Genomic DNA, 18,899 nt, shown 5'->3' with positions numbered 1-18,899 from the left:
CATCTGAGCCTTTTATAGATATGGGTAGTGCAACACTGCCTAGTGCAAGCAATCAGACTCATCAAGCTAATGCAAATTTAGCTTCACATAATGATACAAATAGCGAGAAAGAGGCATCTGAGCCTTTTATAGATATGGGTAGTGCAACACTGCCTAGTGCAAGCAATCAGACTCATCAAGCTAATGCAAATTTAGCTTCACATAATGATACAAATAATGATAAAGAAGCATCTGAGCCTTTTATAGATATGGGTAGTGCAACACTGCCTAGTGCAAGTAATCAGACTCATCAAACTAATATGAATTTAGCTTCACATAGTGATACGAATAGTGAAAAAGAAGCATCTGAGCCTTTTATAGATATGGGTAATGCAACATTGCCTAGTGCAAGCAATCAGACTCATCAAGCTAATGCAAATTTAGCTTCACATAATGATACAAATAATGATAAAGAAGCATCTGAGCCTTTTATAGATATGGGTAGTGCAACACTGCCTAGTGCAAGTAATCAGACTCATCAAACTAATATGAATTTAGCTTCACATAGTGATACGAATAGTGAAAAAGAAGCATCTGAGCCTTTTATAGATATGGGTAATGCAACATTGCCTAGTGCAAGCAATCAGACTCATCAAACTAATACGAATTTAGCTTCTCATGATGATACAAAAGATGTGGCATCTTCTAATAACAAAGAAGCAAATAGTACGCCTTTGCCTAATACTGCAAATAATGAAGAAACACAGCCCGAGCTTAAAGTAGCTGGATCTCTTATATCTAATCCACCTCTTCGTCCAGGCAGCTATGTAGTACCACCTGCACCACGTACCCAAGTATATCAACCTATTGCTCTGCCACCTACGCATCAATATATAAAGCTTACTCCTCCACCAGAGGCGAATGAACAGCAAGATAATGTAACTGCACCGCCCCCTCCTCAAGTGGTAGCACCAACAGTAATGCCAGCTACTCCTGTTCCTGTAGTTAATCAGCCTACAGCAAGTGACGTAGTAACACCGCCAGTAACAACTCCTGCACCTGTACCGGCAACACCATCTACGCCTAATACGCCTGTACCTACAGTTAATCAACCGACAGCACCAACTGCACCTAGTAATACGCCTATACCAGCGGTACAGCCTGTAGTTCCGCCTGCAACAATGCCAACTACAACCGATTCTTCAGCCAAAACTGATAATTCGAAAGAAACATTTACTGCCGATGTAAATTCGCCGAAAAAACAAGATTGGAATACTCCATTAAAGCCTGTTGAAGTGTTATCTGCAAATCAGAATCAAGGTTCTAATAATACTAATGCTGCTAACAATTCAGCTCCAGCTAATCAAAAACAGGTACAACCACAAAATACAAGCACTCCAGTAAGTTCTTCAAATGTAGTTGTTAAGAAGCAAGATAATATCGTTAATACAGAACTAACGGAATCAGCAACGAAATTTGCTAAAGACGAAAGCCAAATGTTATTATTACCTGATGATGATATTATACTTGGTAAGTTAACCGAGCAGGCTACTTTAGATCAGATGGATATATATTCATATATTAAGCTATTCCAGAAAAAAGCAGAATGGATAGCAAATGCTGATAGAAGAAAAGCTGTAGAAAGTCTCGTTAAATATGACAACGATCTAAATAAGAAAAAAGATATTACCGCTACCTTATCTTATTGTAGTGCAATAGATAACTCTTTTAGAGCAATCGATAGAAATAACCTTTCTAAATTACGTGTTTTACTTGATGTTTACCCTATATTACAAGAAAAAAATAATAAAGGTGATACATTACTTACCGCTGCTGTTTATAAAGATAATTATTATCTAGCAAAATATTTAGTAATACGCGGCATAAAAATTTCTACTTTAAACTCTGAATGTCAATATCCTCTAGATATCGCCATAGCACGTGGAAACACTAATATAGCGTGTATGCTGACCAAAGCTAAGGGTTACTAATACTCGTCTTACATTATTATTAATTATATATTTTCTTCAAACCATAATTGCTTTTCTATACTAAATAGTTTAATTTAAAGAAGTATAAAAAATTCTTTTTTAATCGTAATTCTAACTTATGAGCGATCTATTTAGCTTCAACAAAGAAAAAAAACCTAAGATAGTTAACAATACATATAGTGCAAAAGATATTGAAGTATTAGAGGGGCTTGAACCTGTTCGTAAAAGACCTGGTATGTATATTGGTGGCACAGACTTAAATGCTATGCATCATTTAGTCTCTGAGGTGCTTGATAACTCTATGGATGAGGCTGTAGCCGGTTTTGCAAGTATTATCACGATAAAAATGCATCAGGATCACAGTATAACCATATCGGATAATGGTCGTGGAATCCCTATCGATAATCATCCTAAATTCCCTAATAAATCAGCATTAGAAGTTATTTTAACTACGCTTCATTCTGGCGGTAAATTTTCAAGCAATGTTTATCAAACTGCTGGTGGGTTGCATGGTGTTGGGGTATCAGTAGTTAATGCCTTAGCAGAACATCTAGAAATTAAAGTATATAAGCAGGGTAAATTATATAAGCAAAGCTATGCAAAAGGTGAAAAATTAACCGAATTAATATGTGAAGAAACACCTAAAAGGTTAAAAGGTACATCGATAAACTTCATCCCTGATCCAGAAATTTTTGGCGAAAAACTACATTTTAATCCTAAAAAAGTTTATGAGCTTGCAAGATCGAAAGCTTATTTATATCGAGGTGTTACTATAGAATGGGAGTGTGAAATTGAAGCATCTAGCGATGTACCTAAGAAAGCATTAATAAACTTCCCAAATGGTTTAAAAGATTATTTAAGCTCAAAAATAACACCAGATGATTTAATTACGCCAGAAATCTTTTCTGGGAATGTTGAATCAGAGCAAGACGGCATAAAGCTTGAATGGGCAATTTGTTGGCAAAATAATGATAGCTCGGCATTTATTCAATCTTACTGTAATACAGTCCCAACACCCTTAGGCGGAACTCACGAACAAGGTCTTAAATCTGCTTTACTACGCGGACTTAAAGCATATGGTGAAATGGTTGGGAATAAAAAAACCGCTAATCTAACTATTGAAGATATTTTAGAAACTGCAAGTGTTGTACTATCTATTTTTATAGCCGAGCCTACTTTTCAAGGGCAAACTAAAGAAAAATTAGTATCTCAAGGTGTAAGCAAACCTGCTGAAAATATTATAAAAGACCATTTTGACCATTTTCTTAGTAGCAACAAAATTATAGCTAATAATTTGCTTGAGCATTTTATAGCCATTGCTGAGTTTAGATTAAATAAGAAAAATGAAAAAACTATTTCTCGTAAAAATGCTACGCAAAAATTACGTCTGCCCGGTAAGCTTGCTGACTGCACAAGAACTTCACCAGAAGGTACAGAATTATTTATTGTAGAAGGTGATTCGGCAGGTGGTTCAGCTAAACAAGCACGTAATAGAGAAACGCAAGCGGTATTGCCGTTATGGGGAAAAGTCTTAAATGTTGCAAGCTCTACGCTTGAAAAGATAGTTAATAACCAAGCTATACAAGATTTAGAAATAGCTCTTGCTTGTGGTAGTATGAAGAATTATAAAAAAGAAAACTTGCGTTATGAGAAAATAATTATTATGACTGATGCCGATGTTGATGGTGCTCACATAGCTTCATTATTAATGACTTTCTTCTTTTTAAGAATGCCAAAATTAGTAGAAGATGGACATTTATATTTAGCAAAACCACCACTTTATCGCTTAACGCAGTCTAATAAAACTTATTATGCAAATGATGAAGAGGAAAAAGCCAAACTAACAGATAAATTATCCAAGAGTAGTAAAGCTAAGATTGAAGTTGGTAGATTTAAAGGACTCGGTGAAATGATGCCTATGCAGTTAAAAGAAACTACCATGCATCCAGAAAAAAGATCATTATTAAAGGTTACTTTAGAAGATTTTCAAAATGTTGATAAAATAGTAGATGATTTGATGGGCAAAAAGCCGGAAAAAAGATTCCAATTTATTTATGAACAGGCTTTAGTTAAAATGGATAAGATTATTAACGAGTTGGATATTTAAGATAAGCGTCATTGCGAGGAGCGAAGCGACGAAGCAATCTCATGAAGTAGTACAAGACTCCTAAGATTGCTTCGTCGAAACTTACAGTTTCTCCTCGCAATGACAGGATGACAATGAAAATGGAGTATTATGTATTTACGTTTAATTATAGCATTATTTTTTACTATAAATTTTGTTTCTGTATTTGCCGCTACTAAAGAAGAAACGAAAGAGCCTCAAAATAAAATAACAAACGAAGAAGCTTATAAGCAGTTTCAGGAAATATTTGAACGTGTTGAAAAAGAATACGTAGAAATACCAGATAAACAAAAAATGATAGATGAAGCGATTAACGGCATGTTAAATTCGCTTGATCCGCATTCAGGTTATTACACAGGTGAGGATTTTGAAGATATTTTTACATTTACTAAAGGTGAGTTTGGCGGAATTGGAGTTACCATAATGTATGATAGCGGGGCTATAAAAATAATATCTCCTATTGATGATTTGCCTGCATTCAAAGCTGGTCTAAAAGGAGGGGATTACATAGTTGGGGTGAATAACGAGTTAGTATCTACAATTGGTCCTAACAAAGCCGTGAAAGAAATGCGAGGTACGCCGGGGACTAAAGTTAAATTACTGGTTATAAAAGCCGATGAGGTAAAACCACAAGATATAGAGCTTACTCGTGAAATAGTGAAAATGAACCCAATAAAAGCACATTTGGAAAAAAATAATATTGCTTATATACGTATTATTACTTTTAACGAATCAACAATCTCCGAATTGAAAGCAGCAGTAAAAAAGCTTAAATCTGAAAGTAAAGACGATATTAAAGGTATTATTCTCGATATACGTAATAATGCAGGAGGTATACTAGAACAGGCAATTGCTGTTAGTGATTACTTTATTGATTCCGGTATAATATTGACGACAAAAGGTAGAGCTAACTTGATCGATACTGAAACCAAAGCAAATGAGTTTTCACTGAAAGCTCCAAAAGTTCCTATGATAGTCCTGATAAACGGCAATTCTGCTTCAGCTGCGGAAATAGTAGCAGGAGCGTTGCAAGATCATAAAAGAGCGATAATACTTGGGACTAAATCTTTTGGTAAAGGTTCAGTTCAGGCTTTGACTCAAATTAATCAAAGAGCAGCTGTAAAACTTACTATCGCTAAATATTACACACCAAGCGGTCGTTCTATTCAAGCAGATGGTATAGAGCCTGATATTATAATTGAACCAGCAAAAGTAGAATATCCAGAGGTTAAAAAAATAGATAAACGTTTTTCTGAAAGTTCTTTAAAAAATTATTTGAAGAATGATGCCGAAAAAGATAATTCATCCAAAAATAAAGATAGTAAAAAAGAAACAAAAGATAAAAATAACAAACAAGAAGATAACGAATTATCTGAATTATACAAAAAAGATTACCAATTTGCTCGTGCTTATGATGTAATTACAGGGTTAATTATTAATAAGAATCTGGAAACAAAAGGGGAAGTTAAATAAGAGTGAACCAGCCCCACCTATGTCACCCCGTGACTTGGGAACTAGGTCCAGTTAAAAATATCAATGATATTGATATTTTTAATTGTTTTTCTGGATCCCGTGGTCAAGCCACGGGATGACAGGGGGGAGAATGATCCACGCGGGCAATGCCTTGCGAGAAGCGAAGCGAAGTGGCAATCTTATGAAATAGTACAGGATTTTTGAGATTGCTGCGTCGATTCTACGAATCTCTTCGCAATGACGTGAGACATTACACTACTACTAAATGAAGAGTTGAGTAGACGAAGTTTAATTTGGAAAAGAGCAAGGCGTTTTAAAGCTTTTAACCGCAGCGTATACTTAATACGTGAGGATTAAAAGCAAAAAACAACGACGCCAATTTTTCAAATTAAACGAGTATACAGAAAAATAAGGTGATAATGAAGCATAATAAATATATAGTCAGATTATCATTTGTTGTATTATTTCTTAATATTGTCATAAATATGATGTTTTATCGTTATTTTATGATAAAAGAGATGATAGTAAAACAGGTAGCTTTACAAAACACTAAAATTGCTTGTCTTTATACCCGCAATATTTGGAATGCTCATGAAAATGTAATTAATAAATTACATAAATTTGGCTATTTAAAATTATTACAAGATCAAGAATTCATTGATTTTGTCATTATTACTGCTGATTGGTTTACTAATCTTGATATTAACATTTCTCTGTATGATCTTAACGGTAATAAATTTATTACCAGTAATATGCTAAATATGTATAGTGTGGATAATTATCCAGATGATAGTTTAGTTGAAATATTCACCGCAAAAATTGATAAATATTTTTTTAGATCTCTTACTGCAAAAGCACCTTTGTTAAGTGCTCTTGAAGGTGTTACAAGTCATATATTACTTCCTAGGGTTATAATTCAGAATGAAAATGATTTAACAGAAAAAAAAGCTTCTTTTATTACTAGCTATATACCTATTATAGGTAGTGATTTAAACAATTTTCCAGTAGATGCAATACTTGAGATTAATACTAATATTACTAATCAGTGGCAAAATATAATATCTCTTGAGCAAAAAGTTTTCATAACTTTTATTATTATTTTTATAATATTTTGTACTATAATTGTTAGTAATACCAATTATGCTAGGCATATTATCGAAGAGCAGCTAGTAACAAATAGAAATTTAAAAGCTGAAATAATAAAGGTAGAAAAGACTAGCTCCTCAAATACAAAATTCTTTGCCAATATTAGTCATGAGTTACGAACCCCTCTTAACGCTATAATAGGCTTTTCTGAAATTTTAATGTCAGAAAAAGATCCAGAAAAAAGTAGAAATTATATTAAAGATATTAATGATGCCGGTAAGCATCTACTTAGTATGATTAACGATATTTTGGATCTTTCTAAGGCTTCTGCGGATAAGCTAAAAGTAGATAGTATTGATCTTGATTTAAATAAACTGGTTAGCTCATCACTTATACTTGTTAAGCCTCGTGCTGATCAAGCTGGAGTAGAATTAGTTAACAAGTCACCGAAAGAGCATATTGTTATAAAGGCAGATCCAAAAAGACTTAAGCAAGTATTTTTAAATCTTCTATCAAATGCTGTAAAATTTACAAATGCCGGTGGAAGTGTTACTATTACAATGGAAAAAGATGAGCTAGCTAAATTAGTATATATAAAAGTTATAGATACCGGTATTGGTATTGAAGAAAAAGATATACCAAAAACTTTGTCAACATTTGGACAGATTGATAGTGAACTTAGCCGCAAATATGAAGGTACAGGGCTTGGACTGCCGCTTACTAAAAAGTTAGTTGAGCTTATGAATGGTAAATTTGATCTGCAAAGTAAAATAAATGAAGGAACTACTATTATACTGACTTTTGCTTATGACGGCAGCATCGAAATATAAAATATACTCGATGAACTTCAAAAATTGGCTACGTCGTTCTATAAGTACTGCGGTGCTCACGTATTAAGTAACTGCTGCCGCTCCTCGTCTTATGAACTCCTTGCTCTTTTTGAAGTTGATCTTCGTATAGGTCAAATTTTAGGATCCGCCTGTGCTCACGTAGTTATCTACTGCTTGTGCAGGCTTAACACTTACTTGACTTTCAAATCTTAAAATATCTGCGGTATATGATAGATTATTGTAAGATTTTTAAAAACATGTGGAATGTTAGAAAATTTTCAGTATTATAAGAAACATTATTGTAAAAATAAAAAATAATATGAAGCTAGTTATTTTAATATTTACTCTTTTATTTTCATTATTAACGTTTGCAGAAAGTGGCACTAGTGGCACTATAAAGGGACAACCTTTAAAATATGCAGCAAGTAATGATTTTGAAAGTAGATTGGATGAACAAGAACAAGAAATTAGAAGATTAATTGGTAAAATTGAAGTTCTACAACATAAAATTGATATATTAAGCAAAAATTCTAATATTCCACAATTAAGTGAAAATGTTGAAGCCTCAGAAACAGAACATCAAAATACTCCTGATGTCTTTGACGTGAGCCTACTTAAAGATATGCCTAATAGCGTAGAGGAGGTAAAAACTGCTCCTGAACCTAACAAGGATGTTGCACCTGATAAACAAGCTTATGATTTAGCTCTTGCTTCTTACAAAGATAATAAGACTGATGATGCTAAAAATAAATTCAAAAACTTTATCCAAAAATACCCTAAGAGTTCAATGATTAGTAATGCTTATTTTTGGTATGGAGAATGCTTTTTTAAACAAAAAGATTATAATACAGCTGCTGTTAATTATCTAAAAGGTTATAAAGAATCGCCAAAAGGAGCAAAATCCTCTGATGGTCTATTAAAGCTAGCACTTTCACTTGGTGAATTAAAGAAGACTACAGAAGCTTGCAATATGCTTGATAAGCTGAATAAGGAATTTCCAAGTAATAGAACAGCTGCATCTAAAAAAATGGCGGAAGATGCTAAGCTTAAATTTGGCTGTACCACTAAATCAAAATAAAAAATATGACAGATATTCTAGACGAAGTATTAAATGATCAAAATGAAGAAAAAAGGCTGATTTTTTTTAAAAGACTTTTACCTATAGTAATAATTATTGCCTTAATAGCTATTACTATAATGGTCATTAACAATAACAATAAAAATAAGCAAATTGAAAATAACCAAAAAAATGGTGACATTTTTGTTAAAGCAGTTAATTTAGAAGTTGTGCAAGGTAATAGGGAACTTGCTATTAGTACCTTAGAAAATTTAGTTGGCATTAGTGATACTAAGATAAAAGAGATTGCTTTACTAGAGCAAGTTGCTATAAAACTTTCAGGGCAACAAAATTCAGAAGCCAAAGATTTACTTGGTAAGATTATTGAAAATAAGGAATATTCAGAAATCGTTACTTCATATGCTCGTATTGCATGGTGTAGTCTCGTTATCGATGATGAAAATCTAGATATTGCTGATAAAGAAAAATTAGTAAAATATTTAAATTATTTTGATGATGAAAATAAGCCTTTTTGGGCTACAGCAAATATTATGAAAGCTATTTGGGATATTAAGAGCAATATGCTTGCAGAAGCAGAAAAGAATTTAAGAATTTTAGTAGCATCAAATAACACTTCAGATTTACTAAAAGATCAGGCAAAAGCTTTGCTTGCAGGCTTAGATAGAGCTAAATAATAGAATTAAAGGAGAAATATGATCAAGAAAATAGTAAGTTTATTATTACCGCTCATTATTTTAAGTGCATGTAACGCACTTGGTCCAAAAAGAGTAAAAAATATAGTTGAATTAACTCCTAAATTATCTCTGCAATCTAACGAACCAATATATTTAGGAAATAGTGCAAATATATATGCATTTAATCCAAATATGTTAAAAAACAAGCGATATGATTTTGTTAAAAATAAAACCATTACAGAGCCTGTTTTTGTTGGTGATATGATTTATGCGTTAGACATTAGGTCAAATGTTTCAGCATTCTCTATAGAAAAGAATAAAGTTATTTGGTCTTATAATTTAAGCCGAAATAAAAAAGATAATTATATTGGTGGTGGCATCCTACATTTTAACGATAAGTTATATGTAACATATGGTTCAAGATTATTAGTAGTACTTGATGCAAAAACAGGTTATGAAATAATTAGAAAACAGCTTCCTGATATCATCCGAACAAAACCGGTTATGCTAAATGATAGCACGGTTTTAGTCCAAACAATCAGCAATCAAACAACAGCTTTAAATGCTGAAACTTTAAAAAACGTTTGGGAGCATGAGAGTTTAGCTGAAGTTCTATCAGCAAGCTATTTCATGACACCGATAGTACATAAAGATAGTGTAATAATAACTTATAATTCCGGACAAATACTTGCATTAAATACAAAAAATGGTGAAGTAAAATGGAATTTTGAATTTGCAAGTTTCGATCATGTAGCTATACCAAATTTTGAAGAAGCTAGCATTTTATGTACTCCTATTTATGATAATAATAATTTATATATAGCAACAGGACTCGGTAAACTTATTAAATTAAATCTCGATACAGGAGCAGCTATTTGGCAAGTAAATGCTGAGGATATTCAATCAACATCCTTAATCGGTAATAGTTTATTTGTCACAAATAATGCAAGGCAGATAGCTGCTTTTAATCCTGAAACAGGCTTAGTAAAATTTGTAGCTGATTTAAATGATGGAAAAGATTCCAAAAAACTCAAAGCTTCTACTTTCTTAGCACCTTTTATAGCAGAGAATAACGGCAGTCGCAGCCTAGATATTATTTCTATGAGTGGTGTTTTATATAGCTTTGATTTAGATAATAATGATCATTTAGGTACAGTGCCAAATATTACTAAAATCATTAATAATATCCATTATTATGGTTTAACTGCTAATAAAAACTTATATTTTTCTACCGATAGAAAAATAATATTCGGAAACAAATAGTACTAAATATAACTTGACAAACTACTGGTATTAATGCTATTAAATATGGCTTTAGATCTTTATTCAAAAATTTTAATTAAAAAGATATTGTTGTGAAAACTTATTCTGCAAAACCATCGGAAATTGAAAAAAAATGGTGGGTTATAGACGCAAAAAATGTTGTACTTGGAAGACTTGCAAGTAGAGTTGCTAATATGCTTCGTGGTAAACATAAACCTAGCTTTACTCCTCATATGGATTGTGGTGATAATATAATCATAATCAATGCAGAGCATGTAACATTAACCGGTAAAAAAGCAAATCCTAAAGATGGGAAGATATATTATAGACATACGGGATTCCCAGGCGGTATTAAGGATACTACTGCAGGTAAAATTTTAAGTGGTAAACACCCTGAGCGAGTCATTAAAATGGCAGTTAAAAGAATGATTACAAGAAATGCTTTAGGTGCTAAGCAAATGAGTAATCTATATATTTATGCAAATAATGAACATCCTCACGCAGGACAGCAGCCTGTAGTTTATGATTTTGCAAGCCAAAATCCAAAAAATAAGAAGTAATCAACTATGACAACGTTAAAGATTAAAACAGACAAAGTAGAAAAGCCGCTAAATAAGGAAGCTTTAATTGCTGACAAACAAACAGTTAAAACTCCTAAAGAGAAAATGGATAATTCAGGTAGATTCTATGCTACTGGTAAAAGAAAAAACGCTATAGCACGAGTTTGGCTTAAACCAGGAAAAGGGCAAGTAATTGTTAATAAAAAAAGCTTAGATCAATATTTTGCTTCTGAAACGCAAGTCAAAACTATATTGCAACCTTTTACTTTAACGAAAACTAATAATCAGTATGATATAGTTTGTACAGTTAGAGGGGGTGGTATTTCAGGGCAGAAAGGTGCTATCTTGCATGGTATATCTAAAGCATTAGCACAATCAGCTCCAGACTTTCATGCTGTTTTACGTAAAGGTGGCTTCTTAACACGTGATTCTAGAGTAGTAGAGCGTAAGAAATACGGGCAACATAAAGCACGTAAGAAAACACAATTCTCTAAACGTTAATTTATTGTTTTATTTCGTTTTCGTGTAGGTGAAGCATTATTGCGTGGGTCGAAAAACGCCCTCTGCGTCATCCCGTGGCGGCATTGTTGCGTAAATCAAGAGTCGTCATTGCGAGCGACTGCAAGGAGCGTGGCAATCCAGAAAAAATAATAAAAAATGCTATAAGTTAGCATTTTTTACTGGATTGCTTCGTCAATTACTTCGTAATTTCCTCGCAATGACGAAAAAACTGATCCACGTGGGGCAAGCCTTAGGCGAGAATGACATTGAAGCCATGCAATAACTAGGTACAAGCTAACTAGGTGTCACCGAACACGCTTTTAGATTGGACGCAATTAAGACTAACTGAAGAACAATAAAATATCGCATTTACAGCAAAATCCACAATAAAAACACATCTTTGGCGGGGTAGCTCAGTTGGTTAGAGCGACGGAATCATAATCCGTGTGTCGGGGGTTCAAATCCCTCCCTCGCTACCATTTCTTCTTTTTTTAATATTCTGTCTACAGTAAAATAGCACTAGATAATTTAAAAAAATCAGTGCCATTGTGAAAAAAAATAATATTATTAGATAGCTTTTATATCATTCCCGCTTAAGGCTTGTCCCACGTAGAGCGGAAAATATTCTTGGTGTCATTCTTAGCTAAAAGTTTGGCTTTATTGAATGGCTCGATTTTTTTTGCTGTCACCCCTTGGCTGGATTATAATACCGGACAGTTATTATTATATGTCATTCCCGCGTGGTATTGTTGCGTGGATCATTTTCCCCTGTCATCCCGTGATTTATGAACTAGAGCCAGCTTAGTATTTTTTATTATTTTCTGGATCTAGTTCCCAAGCAACTAGATGACACCGATCACGTTTTTTGATCTACGCAACAATGCTTTCCCGCCGTTGCTAAGAATGACATATAAGGTCACCTACGCCTGATTAAAATATAACATTTTTTTAAAACTGTCCGGTATTATAGGCTCTGACCATGAGAGCCAGAAAGAACAAGATCAATCAAGCTTTTAAAATAACTAATTACTCATTGTGAATCAGGAATATCTCCTAACTGTAATACTTCAGGATTGAAAAATTTAAACATTGCAAGATGACAAGAATCATAATCCCCTGTTTTGTTATCATTATACTTTTTAATCGTGTTAATACTTTTAGAATCCTCTGCAATATTATACAAATTCCTAATCACTAAATCGTTACTTGGGGATGGATTAATGAATTTATAATTACTTCTATTATGAGTAAATTGTATTTTTGTTGCTGATTCTAGTGTTAACTCACTTATATCTAGGTCATTCTCAGTTTGTTCAAAGTTTTTACCATTTGCAATATTAATAGAATTCACTTTACTATATGCACATAAATTATCAAATATTGTATTGGCATTAACAAAAATATTTTCTAAATATGAGCACTGATTTAATATTAAAGGGTTATTGTTAGTCAAACTATTTTCTTCAATAATAAGGTCGATCGATTTTCCTCATGATTATATATAATAATTTCTGAGTCCAAATTAATCTGAGTAACAGTGCAATAGTTTCCGAATTTAACAGAATCCCCAAAACCATTAATATTAACCATACCACCCTGAATTTCAACAATAATTCCATTATCATAAGAAATCATAGTATAATTTAAATTGTGATTATTGTTATAGGTAATTTTAAAACCATCAGCAGGTATAATAGCTTCTTTAGTTTTGATCTTAAGCTCTCCTGCAAAGTTATTAAAAATAATTCCTTCATTATTAGTTTCAATCTCAACATTCTTACAGCAATCATTATAAAAAATTTTAGTATAACTCAAATCTCTACCCTTACTGTTATCATTAACAACTGTAACATTATTTTCTGGTATAACAGCAGATTTAAATGTAAATGTACATATATGTTCAGAATCACTAATGCTTATAGGACCTAAATCATTATTAGAATTAGTTATTGTTAACCTACTCATATTTTAACCTATTGTTAATTGTTGGTAGCAAAAACATTACACATAATAAAATTAATTATCAATTAAAAATTTAAGTTACCTACTAAAAAATTAATTGATTTTTTAATAATTTACGTATATTGATAGATTAACTTTTAATTAATCTTTATAAAATAAATGCCTAATAAAATTATACCTACCCCTTTTGAAGCTATTCAAAATAATGACATGAAAGCATTAAAAGCTTGGCTTGAGTCAGGAGGAAACCCTAATGCTGAAGACGAAAATGGTAATAGTCTTGTTGAATTGCTTGCCACTCGGCATAATTTAGAAGGGATAAAAATACTTTCACCTTATAACCCCGATATGAGCGTAAAACGCAATAGTGTTGGTGAGTTTAGTAAGAATATTGTAAGTTTAGTAAGTACAGGAAGTGAAGAGCTAAGAAATTTTATTGATCTCGAAGTAGCATTTTATGAGGAAGATTTTAGTTTAACTGAAATTGCATTTGGTGAATTATTTTTGCATTCAAAACCAGTATATAGACAAAATAAAAATTTTCATAGCCAATATAATCAGATAATAGACTTTATAAAGTATAAATTAACAACTTTAAATATTAATTCTATAAAAAACAATCTGAATGCTTTAGAAGAGCATATGAAAAAATTATATTATCTTCACGAATTTGTAAACGATAAGCAATATTTTACAAATAAACTTGTTACAATGTTTCTAGAAAAAAAAATTAATGAATATACAAATACACAATATGTAACTGATGAAAGTTTTGTAGATTTTGAAAATAACTATTACGAGGATGAGAAAATTAAATTATTAGGGTATAACATTCATTGAATTAAAAAAATATTTTTTAACTTATTTTCTTCCTAAATAATTACTTTTATTAGTATTAATATTATTAGATTTAATATAACTTTGCCATTTGTGAGTTGGCGTATAAACATATCTATTAACCCACCAATTAAATACCTGACTTAAGAGGCATATTTAACATCATCGGCTTGGAACAATTTTTGTATATGTTTAGGATTGTTCTGTAAGCAACGTAAATAAGATTTAAGATTGTATTTTAACTCATCTTTTGTAAGAGGTATATGTTTTCTATTTACATTTCTTTTTAAGTCATTATTTAAGTATTCATCTGGATTATGTTGTGGAGTATAAGGAGGCAAAAAAAACAAAGAAATTTTATCTTTATGCTTATTTGTCCAGCTGTATACTTTTTTACTATGATGTACTTTTAAATTGTCTAATATTAAAAAGATCTTCCTTCTTGCAGATTTCACTAATCTTCTTAGAAATTCTATAAATATATCTGTTTTTAGTGTATCTTCATATAACATGAACCTTAGTTTACCATTGTTCGTAACAGTTGATATCATATTTATAGTAAATCGTTTTGATTTATGAATAACTACGGGTGTTTTGCCTTTTAAAGAATAGCTCTGTAACACCTGACATTCTGATTTTATACCCACTTCATCACACCAGTGTATTTCAGCTTGTTCCATTTGTGCTTGTTTTACTATTGCGGGATATTCTTCATCTAGCCATACTTGAACTTGTTTTGGCTGTTGCTCATAAGCTAATTTCTTTGGTTTTTGTGCAGTATATCCCCATCTTCTTAAATATTCTCCAATCGTACTTAATGGCAAAAAGAAACCACAGCATTTTTTAATCAGGGCATTAATAGCTTTTCTTGACCATAGTGCAGATTTGATATTGTGATCTTCTGGTCTAGAGTGATTTATATAATCTTGTATTTTTTTACCCAGCATTTCATTTATTATTCTTTTCTCTCCTGTCTTTCTTCCTCTAGACTTGCCAGTTATTGCATATTTATCACCTCTTCTTCTTTTGTTAACCCAGTTACTAATAGTCTGACGTGTTACTCCTATAAGATTTGATACATCTGATTGTTTTTCTCCTTTATCAATTGCTCTTAATGCAACTTTTCTTAAAGCTGCTTGTGCACTCGTTGATAATGTCCTAAAATCTTCTTTTTTTAGCATTATTTCATTCTAACATTATATTTTAGTATTTGCAACTATTATGTCAGGTATTTAATTGGTGGGTTAATATTTACTACTCGATTACCAATCTCTCTTAAATTTTGTTGAGAGGTTTGGTATCCTATATTATTATTATTTTCTTGATTATTTAGTTTTAATTCTTCAGTAATAAAATTTATTATTCCTTTCTTATTAACTATTAAATTATTAATAGGTATTTTTTGTAATTCTTCTGATAAAATATTTTTTATTTCTCTACGTATTTCATTATTAATCGGGCTTACCTTATCGATCGCTTCTATTGCTGAATTTATTATCTCTTTTGATAATTTATTTTCAATTCCACGATTCGATTTAAAAAAATCATATTTAGGAGGGTTGATATTTGAATTAATATCTGCTGATAATACCCAAGCTTTTTTATTTAAGCTTTCTAATTTAGGTAAACGCGGCGGCTTTGGGGGAGGCGGATTATATGAGGAATTATTTTTATCAAGTTTATTTAATATTCTTTGAGCATTAATTTCTGTTTCTAAAAACACTTTTACTTTTGTATGAGCATAATGCTCTGCAATAGATAAAATAGTATTCCTACTATCTTCTATTTCTAAATTAGCTCCATTTCTACAAGCATTTTTACTAGTTCCAAATTACCGTTTTTGCAAGCTAAACGCAAGGGTGTATCATTCTTTACATTATATTCATTTATATTAGCTCCATGCTTTAATAATAGTATAGCTGTTTCTAAATCTCCTTTTTTGCACGTAGCCATCAATGGAGTAGTTCCATCAATATTAGCTAAATTAGGGTTAGCTTTATGATTTATTAAAAGCTGAAATATTTTTACATTACCTTCATTATATGCACTATACAAAAGAGTAGTGCCTGTTTTTCTATTTATAACGTCAGGATTAGCTCCTTTTTCCAGCAAAAGTTCCATTATTCTTACTGAACGGTTTTTATAAGCAACAAGCAAAGGCATAACTCCGTTACGATCTACTATATTAGGATCAGCATTTTTTTTCAATAAATGCGACACTATTCCTTCAGAATTTTTAGAACAGGCTATTATTAAAGGTACAAAATCTTTTTGTACTTTTAAATTAGGATCAGCTCCATTTTCTAATAGAAATTTAGCTATTCCCTCCGAATTTTTAGAACAAGCTATTATTAAAGGTGTAAACGATCTACTATCTATCTCATTAATTTTGGCTCCTTTTTCTAGTAAAATTTCTACCATTTTTAATGATTGATTAGTACATGCCGCCATTAGAGGGGTATAATTATTTTTAGGTGCAATATTAGGATTAGCTCCTTTTTCTAATAACAAATTTGCTATACCTACAAGATTTTTAACACAGGCAATATATAAAAGTGATTCTCCATCAGCCTCAACAAAATGAGGATCTGCCCCTTTTTCTAGTAAAGTTTGTGCTATTTCAGAATTCTTATTATGAATTGCAATAAATAAAGGAGTAATACCTATACTGTGATTTATCAATTCAGGTTTTAAATTATCCAGAATATTATTTAGAGCTTTTGTTGTTTCATTTTTAAGTTTTATATCTAAGTTAAAAAGTGAATCAATTAAACCTATTAACGCCAGTTTAGGATAAGGAGGTCTGAGGATAAGCAAGTAGTGTTAGAAATTTTTTAGATTTATTGAAATTAAAAGCATTTACGCAAGAAAGTATATGAACTAAGAAATTAATAGGGGAGCGATGTCTTGAATGTTCAAGGTTCATGCTGTTTTTTAGTACATTAAATACTGATTCAATTATTGATCTGCTTTTTAAGAGTATTTTATCTTCTATATCTAATAAATGATTTTTCATATCCTTGCGAATCCCAGTAAATAACCGTAGCCCACGACTAAATAATTTAGCGGACATTTCCTTAGAAATATAAGCCTTGTCTCCAAATAATTTACCCCATAATCCTTTGGTAATTGAGTCTACAGCAGATAAATCACTAGCATTACCCTTTGTTATTTTAATTGCCATAATCTGACCTTTATTATTAATTACAATATGTAATTTAAATCCCATAAACCATCCGTAACTACTCATACCTATTTTAGCAATGCCACTAAACACTTTATTATTATTTGTACGTTTTGCATGACATATCGATAATTTGGTTGAATCAACAAAATATATACCAGTCTCATCTCCTGTAAATAATTGTAACATTATAGTTAAAGGTAATACTAATCTTGGCCACAACTGGATTATCCGACTGTAACTAGGAAGACTAAAATATCCTCTATATTTACATGATAGATGATATAAATAATAATTCTTAAAATCTTTGCATGGAGATATATAAAAATATAATACTATAGTTATATAGTTCTGAAAGCCTTAAACTCCCTGATCTCCTACGCTTCCTAACGCTGGGTATTAATTTGCTTTCTTCCCATTCTTCGTAAACTTTACAATAATTATCTATTATACAAAATAGAGTTATGATACATCTTTTCATTGTTGAGTGCATATTTTTTTGATTCAAAATCTATGTAACTCAACACTCCTCTCTTGTAAATACCCTGCTTTATTATCTTTATTCCTTACACTCTTATCCTAAACTGGCGTTGATAATGTCGTTGATAAATCAGAAGAAAAAAATGAGTATAAGAAATATCTAACACAAGCAGAAATTAATGCTATAAAAGATGGAAGAGGAATGGTATTAGCTTATCAAGAGAAAGCATTAATGATTAAAAATGATATGGATCTTTTAACTCATCAATTCCAAAATGGTAACCTTACTCAACAGCAATATGATGATAAGATGGCTAACCCGGATATTGCATGGGATATAGGAGACAAAATCCTCGTAAGGCAGTATAATACTGGTATTTCATTAGTATAATACAAAGGATTTTGTCATGACAAATTGTATAGCATTAAGTTACCAGTTTTCCAAAGTAAAAAATCGGACAATAGAGATAAATTTCACTGGAGGTGATATTAGTAGCGATGGAGGTGTGTTGTTATTAAGAGAAGCAGATAAAAGGCTTGGTATAACAGAGGAGCTTGCTAAAATATTTCCTGATAGACGAGATGGTAGTAAAATTACCCATAACATCGCAACAATGCTGAGGCAACGAATTTATGGTATTGCATTAGGTTATGAGGATTTAAATGACCACAATTATCTACGAAAATGTCCTGCTATGCAAACAGCCATAGGAACAATTGCTGATATGGCAAGTAGTTCTACCTTATGTCGTATAGAAAACAATGCTGATAGATATTTTGCAATTAAAGTGCATGAACTGATGATTATAATGGACTGAAAAACCTGAACAAAAAAATAGTTAGATTTGCTTGGAAAGAAGTTAGAATAGAAAAAAT

Annotated in this window: 18 protein-coding genes, 1 tRNA gene and 1 pseudogene; 14 read left to right on the top strand and 6 right to left on the bottom strand. The window is 31.6% G+C overall.

The window, feature by feature from the left end:
* Positions 1–299: 299 nt before the first annotated feature.
* The 11 genes and pseudogenes from AAGD54_RS02545 (at position 300) to AAGD54_RS02490 (ending at position 12,039) form a co-directional block, all read left to right on the top strand.
* Complete coding sequence (locus AAGD54_RS02545; protein ID WP_410526056.1) at positions 300–1,970, top strand: ankyrin repeat domain-containing protein; 1,671 nt, start codon at positions 300–302, stop codon at positions 1,968–1,970.
* Positions 1,971–2,088: 118 nt separating this feature from the next.
* A complete protein-coding gene (parE, locus tag AAGD54_RS02540; protein WP_341788791.1) occupies positions 2,089–4,077 on the top strand; it encodes a DNA topoisomerase IV subunit B in 1,989 nt (662 codons plus the stop codon).
* A 129-nt stretch (positions 4,078–4,206) separates the two neighbouring features.
* Positions 4,207–5,568: a S41 family peptidase gene (locus AAGD54_RS02535; RefSeq protein WP_341788792.1), complete on the top strand. Its 1,362-nt coding sequence runs from the start codon at positions 4,207–4,209 to the stop codon at positions 5,566–5,568.
* A gap of 419 nt (positions 5,569–5,987) precedes the next feature.
* Positions 5,988–7,484, top strand: a complete 1,497-nt coding sequence (locus AAGD54_RS02520; RefSeq protein WP_341794928.1) for a HAMP domain-containing sensor histidine kinase — start codon at positions 5,988–5,990, stop codon at positions 7,482–7,484.
* A gap of 319 nt (positions 7,485–7,803) precedes the next feature.
* Positions 7,804–8,562 (top strand): tol-pal system protein YbgF, encoded by a 759-nt coding sequence (gene ybgF, locus AAGD54_RS02515; protein ID WP_341794927.1) that lies wholly within the window; start codon positions 7,804–7,806, stop codon positions 8,560–8,562.
* A gap of 5 nt (positions 8,563–8,567) precedes the next feature.
* Positions 8,568–9,236, top strand: a complete 669-nt coding sequence (locus AAGD54_RS02510; RefSeq protein WP_341788795.1) for a DUF2659 family protein — start codon at positions 8,568–8,570, stop codon at positions 9,234–9,236.
* An 18-nt stretch (positions 9,237–9,254) separates the two neighbouring features.
* On the top strand, positions 9,255–10,499 hold the full coding sequence (locus AAGD54_RS02505) for a PQQ-binding-like beta-propeller repeat protein (RefSeq protein ID WP_341794926.1): 1,245 nt from the start codon (positions 9,255–9,257) through the stop codon (positions 10,497–10,499).
* Positions 10,500–10,591: 92 nt separating this feature from the next.
* Positions 10,592–11,059, top strand: coding sequence for a 50S ribosomal protein L13 (gene rplM, locus AAGD54_RS02500; RefSeq protein ID WP_016948207.1), 468 nt, complete (start codon positions 10,592–10,594; stop codon positions 11,057–11,059).
* A 6-nt stretch (positions 11,060–11,065) separates the two neighbouring features.
* Positions 11,066–11,560 carry a 30S ribosomal protein S9 gene (gene rpsI / locus AAGD54_RS02495; protein WP_011476917.1) on the top strand — a complete coding sequence of 165 codons (495 nt, stop codon included), beginning with the start codon at positions 11,066–11,068 and terminating at the stop codon, positions 11,558–11,560.
* A 94-nt stretch (positions 11,561–11,654) separates the two neighbouring features.
* Positions 11,655–11,791: pseudogene (locus tag AAGD54_RS09435) on the top strand (lytic transglycosylase domain-containing protein); the annotation flags it as partial.
* 171 nt (positions 11,792–11,962) lie between these two features.
* Positions 11,963–12,039 (top strand) — tRNA-Met (locus tag AAGD54_RS02490).
* Between the two features lie 551 nt (positions 12,040–12,590).
* Here AAGD54_RS02490 and AAGD54_RS02485 read toward each other — a convergent pair.
* Together AAGD54_RS02485 and AAGD54_RS02480 are read right to left on the bottom strand one after the other, a co-directional pair.
* On the bottom strand, positions 12,591–13,013 hold the full coding sequence (locus tag AAGD54_RS02485; RefSeq protein ID WP_341788797.1) for a hypothetical protein: 423 nt from the start codon (positions 13,011–13,013) through the stop codon (positions 12,591–12,593).
* Positions 13,010–13,525, bottom strand: a complete 516-nt coding sequence (locus AAGD54_RS02480; RefSeq protein WP_341794925.1) for a hypothetical protein — start codon at positions 13,523–13,525, stop codon at positions 13,010–13,012. The genes AAGD54_RS02485 and AAGD54_RS02480 overlap by 4 nt, the downstream gene beginning before the upstream one ends.
* A 156-nt stretch (positions 13,526–13,681) precedes the next feature.
* Between AAGD54_RS02480 and AAGD54_RS02475 the strand changes: the two genes are divergently transcribed.
* Positions 13,682–14,362: a hypothetical protein gene (locus AAGD54_RS02475; RefSeq protein ID WP_341788799.1), complete on the top strand. Its 681-nt coding sequence runs from the start codon at positions 13,682–13,684 to the stop codon at positions 14,360–14,362.
* Between the two features lie 140 nt (positions 14,363–14,502).
* Here AAGD54_RS02475 and AAGD54_RS02470 read toward each other — a convergent pair whose 3' ends face one another.
* The 4 genes from AAGD54_RS02470 to AAGD54_RS02455 all read right to left on the bottom strand — a co-directional run bounded on the left by AAGD54_RS02470 (position 14,503) and on the right by AAGD54_RS02455 (position 17,864).
* Positions 14,503–15,540, bottom strand: coding sequence for an IS630 family transposase (locus AAGD54_RS02470; RefSeq protein WP_341794233.1), 1,038 nt, complete (start codon positions 15,538–15,540; stop codon positions 14,503–14,505).
* A 38-nt stretch (positions 15,541–15,578) separates the two neighbouring features.
* Positions 15,579–16,082: a hypothetical protein gene (locus AAGD54_RS02465; protein ID WP_341794924.1), complete on the bottom strand. Its 504-nt coding sequence runs from the start codon at positions 16,080–16,082 to the stop codon at positions 15,579–15,581.
* A 65-nt stretch (positions 16,083–16,147) separates the two neighbouring features.
* Positions 16,148–17,176, bottom strand: coding sequence for an ankyrin repeat domain-containing protein (locus tag AAGD54_RS02460; RefSeq protein WP_341794923.1), 1,029 nt, complete (start codon positions 17,174–17,176; stop codon positions 16,148–16,150).
* Positions 17,148–17,864 carry an IS982 family transposase gene (locus AAGD54_RS02455; protein ID WP_341795139.1) on the bottom strand — a complete coding sequence of 239 codons (717 nt, stop codon included), beginning with the start codon at positions 17,862–17,864 and terminating at the stop codon, positions 17,148–17,150. The genes AAGD54_RS02460 and AAGD54_RS02455 overlap by 29 nt, the downstream gene beginning before the upstream one ends.
* A gap of 361 nt (positions 17,865–18,225) precedes the next feature.
* On the opposite strand from AAGD54_RS02455, the gene AAGD54_RS02450 reads away from it, so the two are divergent.
* Both AAGD54_RS02450 and AAGD54_RS02445 read left to right on the top strand, forming a co-directional pair.
* Positions 18,226–18,414 (top strand): hypothetical protein, encoded by a 189-nt coding sequence (locus AAGD54_RS02450; protein ID WP_341794922.1) that lies wholly within the window; start codon positions 18,226–18,228, stop codon positions 18,412–18,414.
* A 16-nt stretch (positions 18,415–18,430) separates the two neighbouring features.
* The gene (locus AAGD54_RS02445) at positions 18,431–18,841 is read left to right on the top strand and encodes a transposase (RefSeq protein WP_341794921.1); all 411 of its coding nucleotides are present in this window, start codon (positions 18,431–18,433) and stop codon (positions 18,839–18,841) included.
* Positions 18,842–18,899 lie beyond the last annotated feature (58 nt).

Source organism: Rickettsia endosymbiont of Rhinocyllus conicus (assembly GCF_964026465.1).
Taxonomy (GTDB): domain Bacteria; phylum Pseudomonadota; class Alphaproteobacteria; order Rickettsiales; family Rickettsiaceae; genus Rickettsia.
Note: the sequence above shows the minus strand (reverse complement) of the source record. Positions and strands in the feature narration are given on the sequence as shown.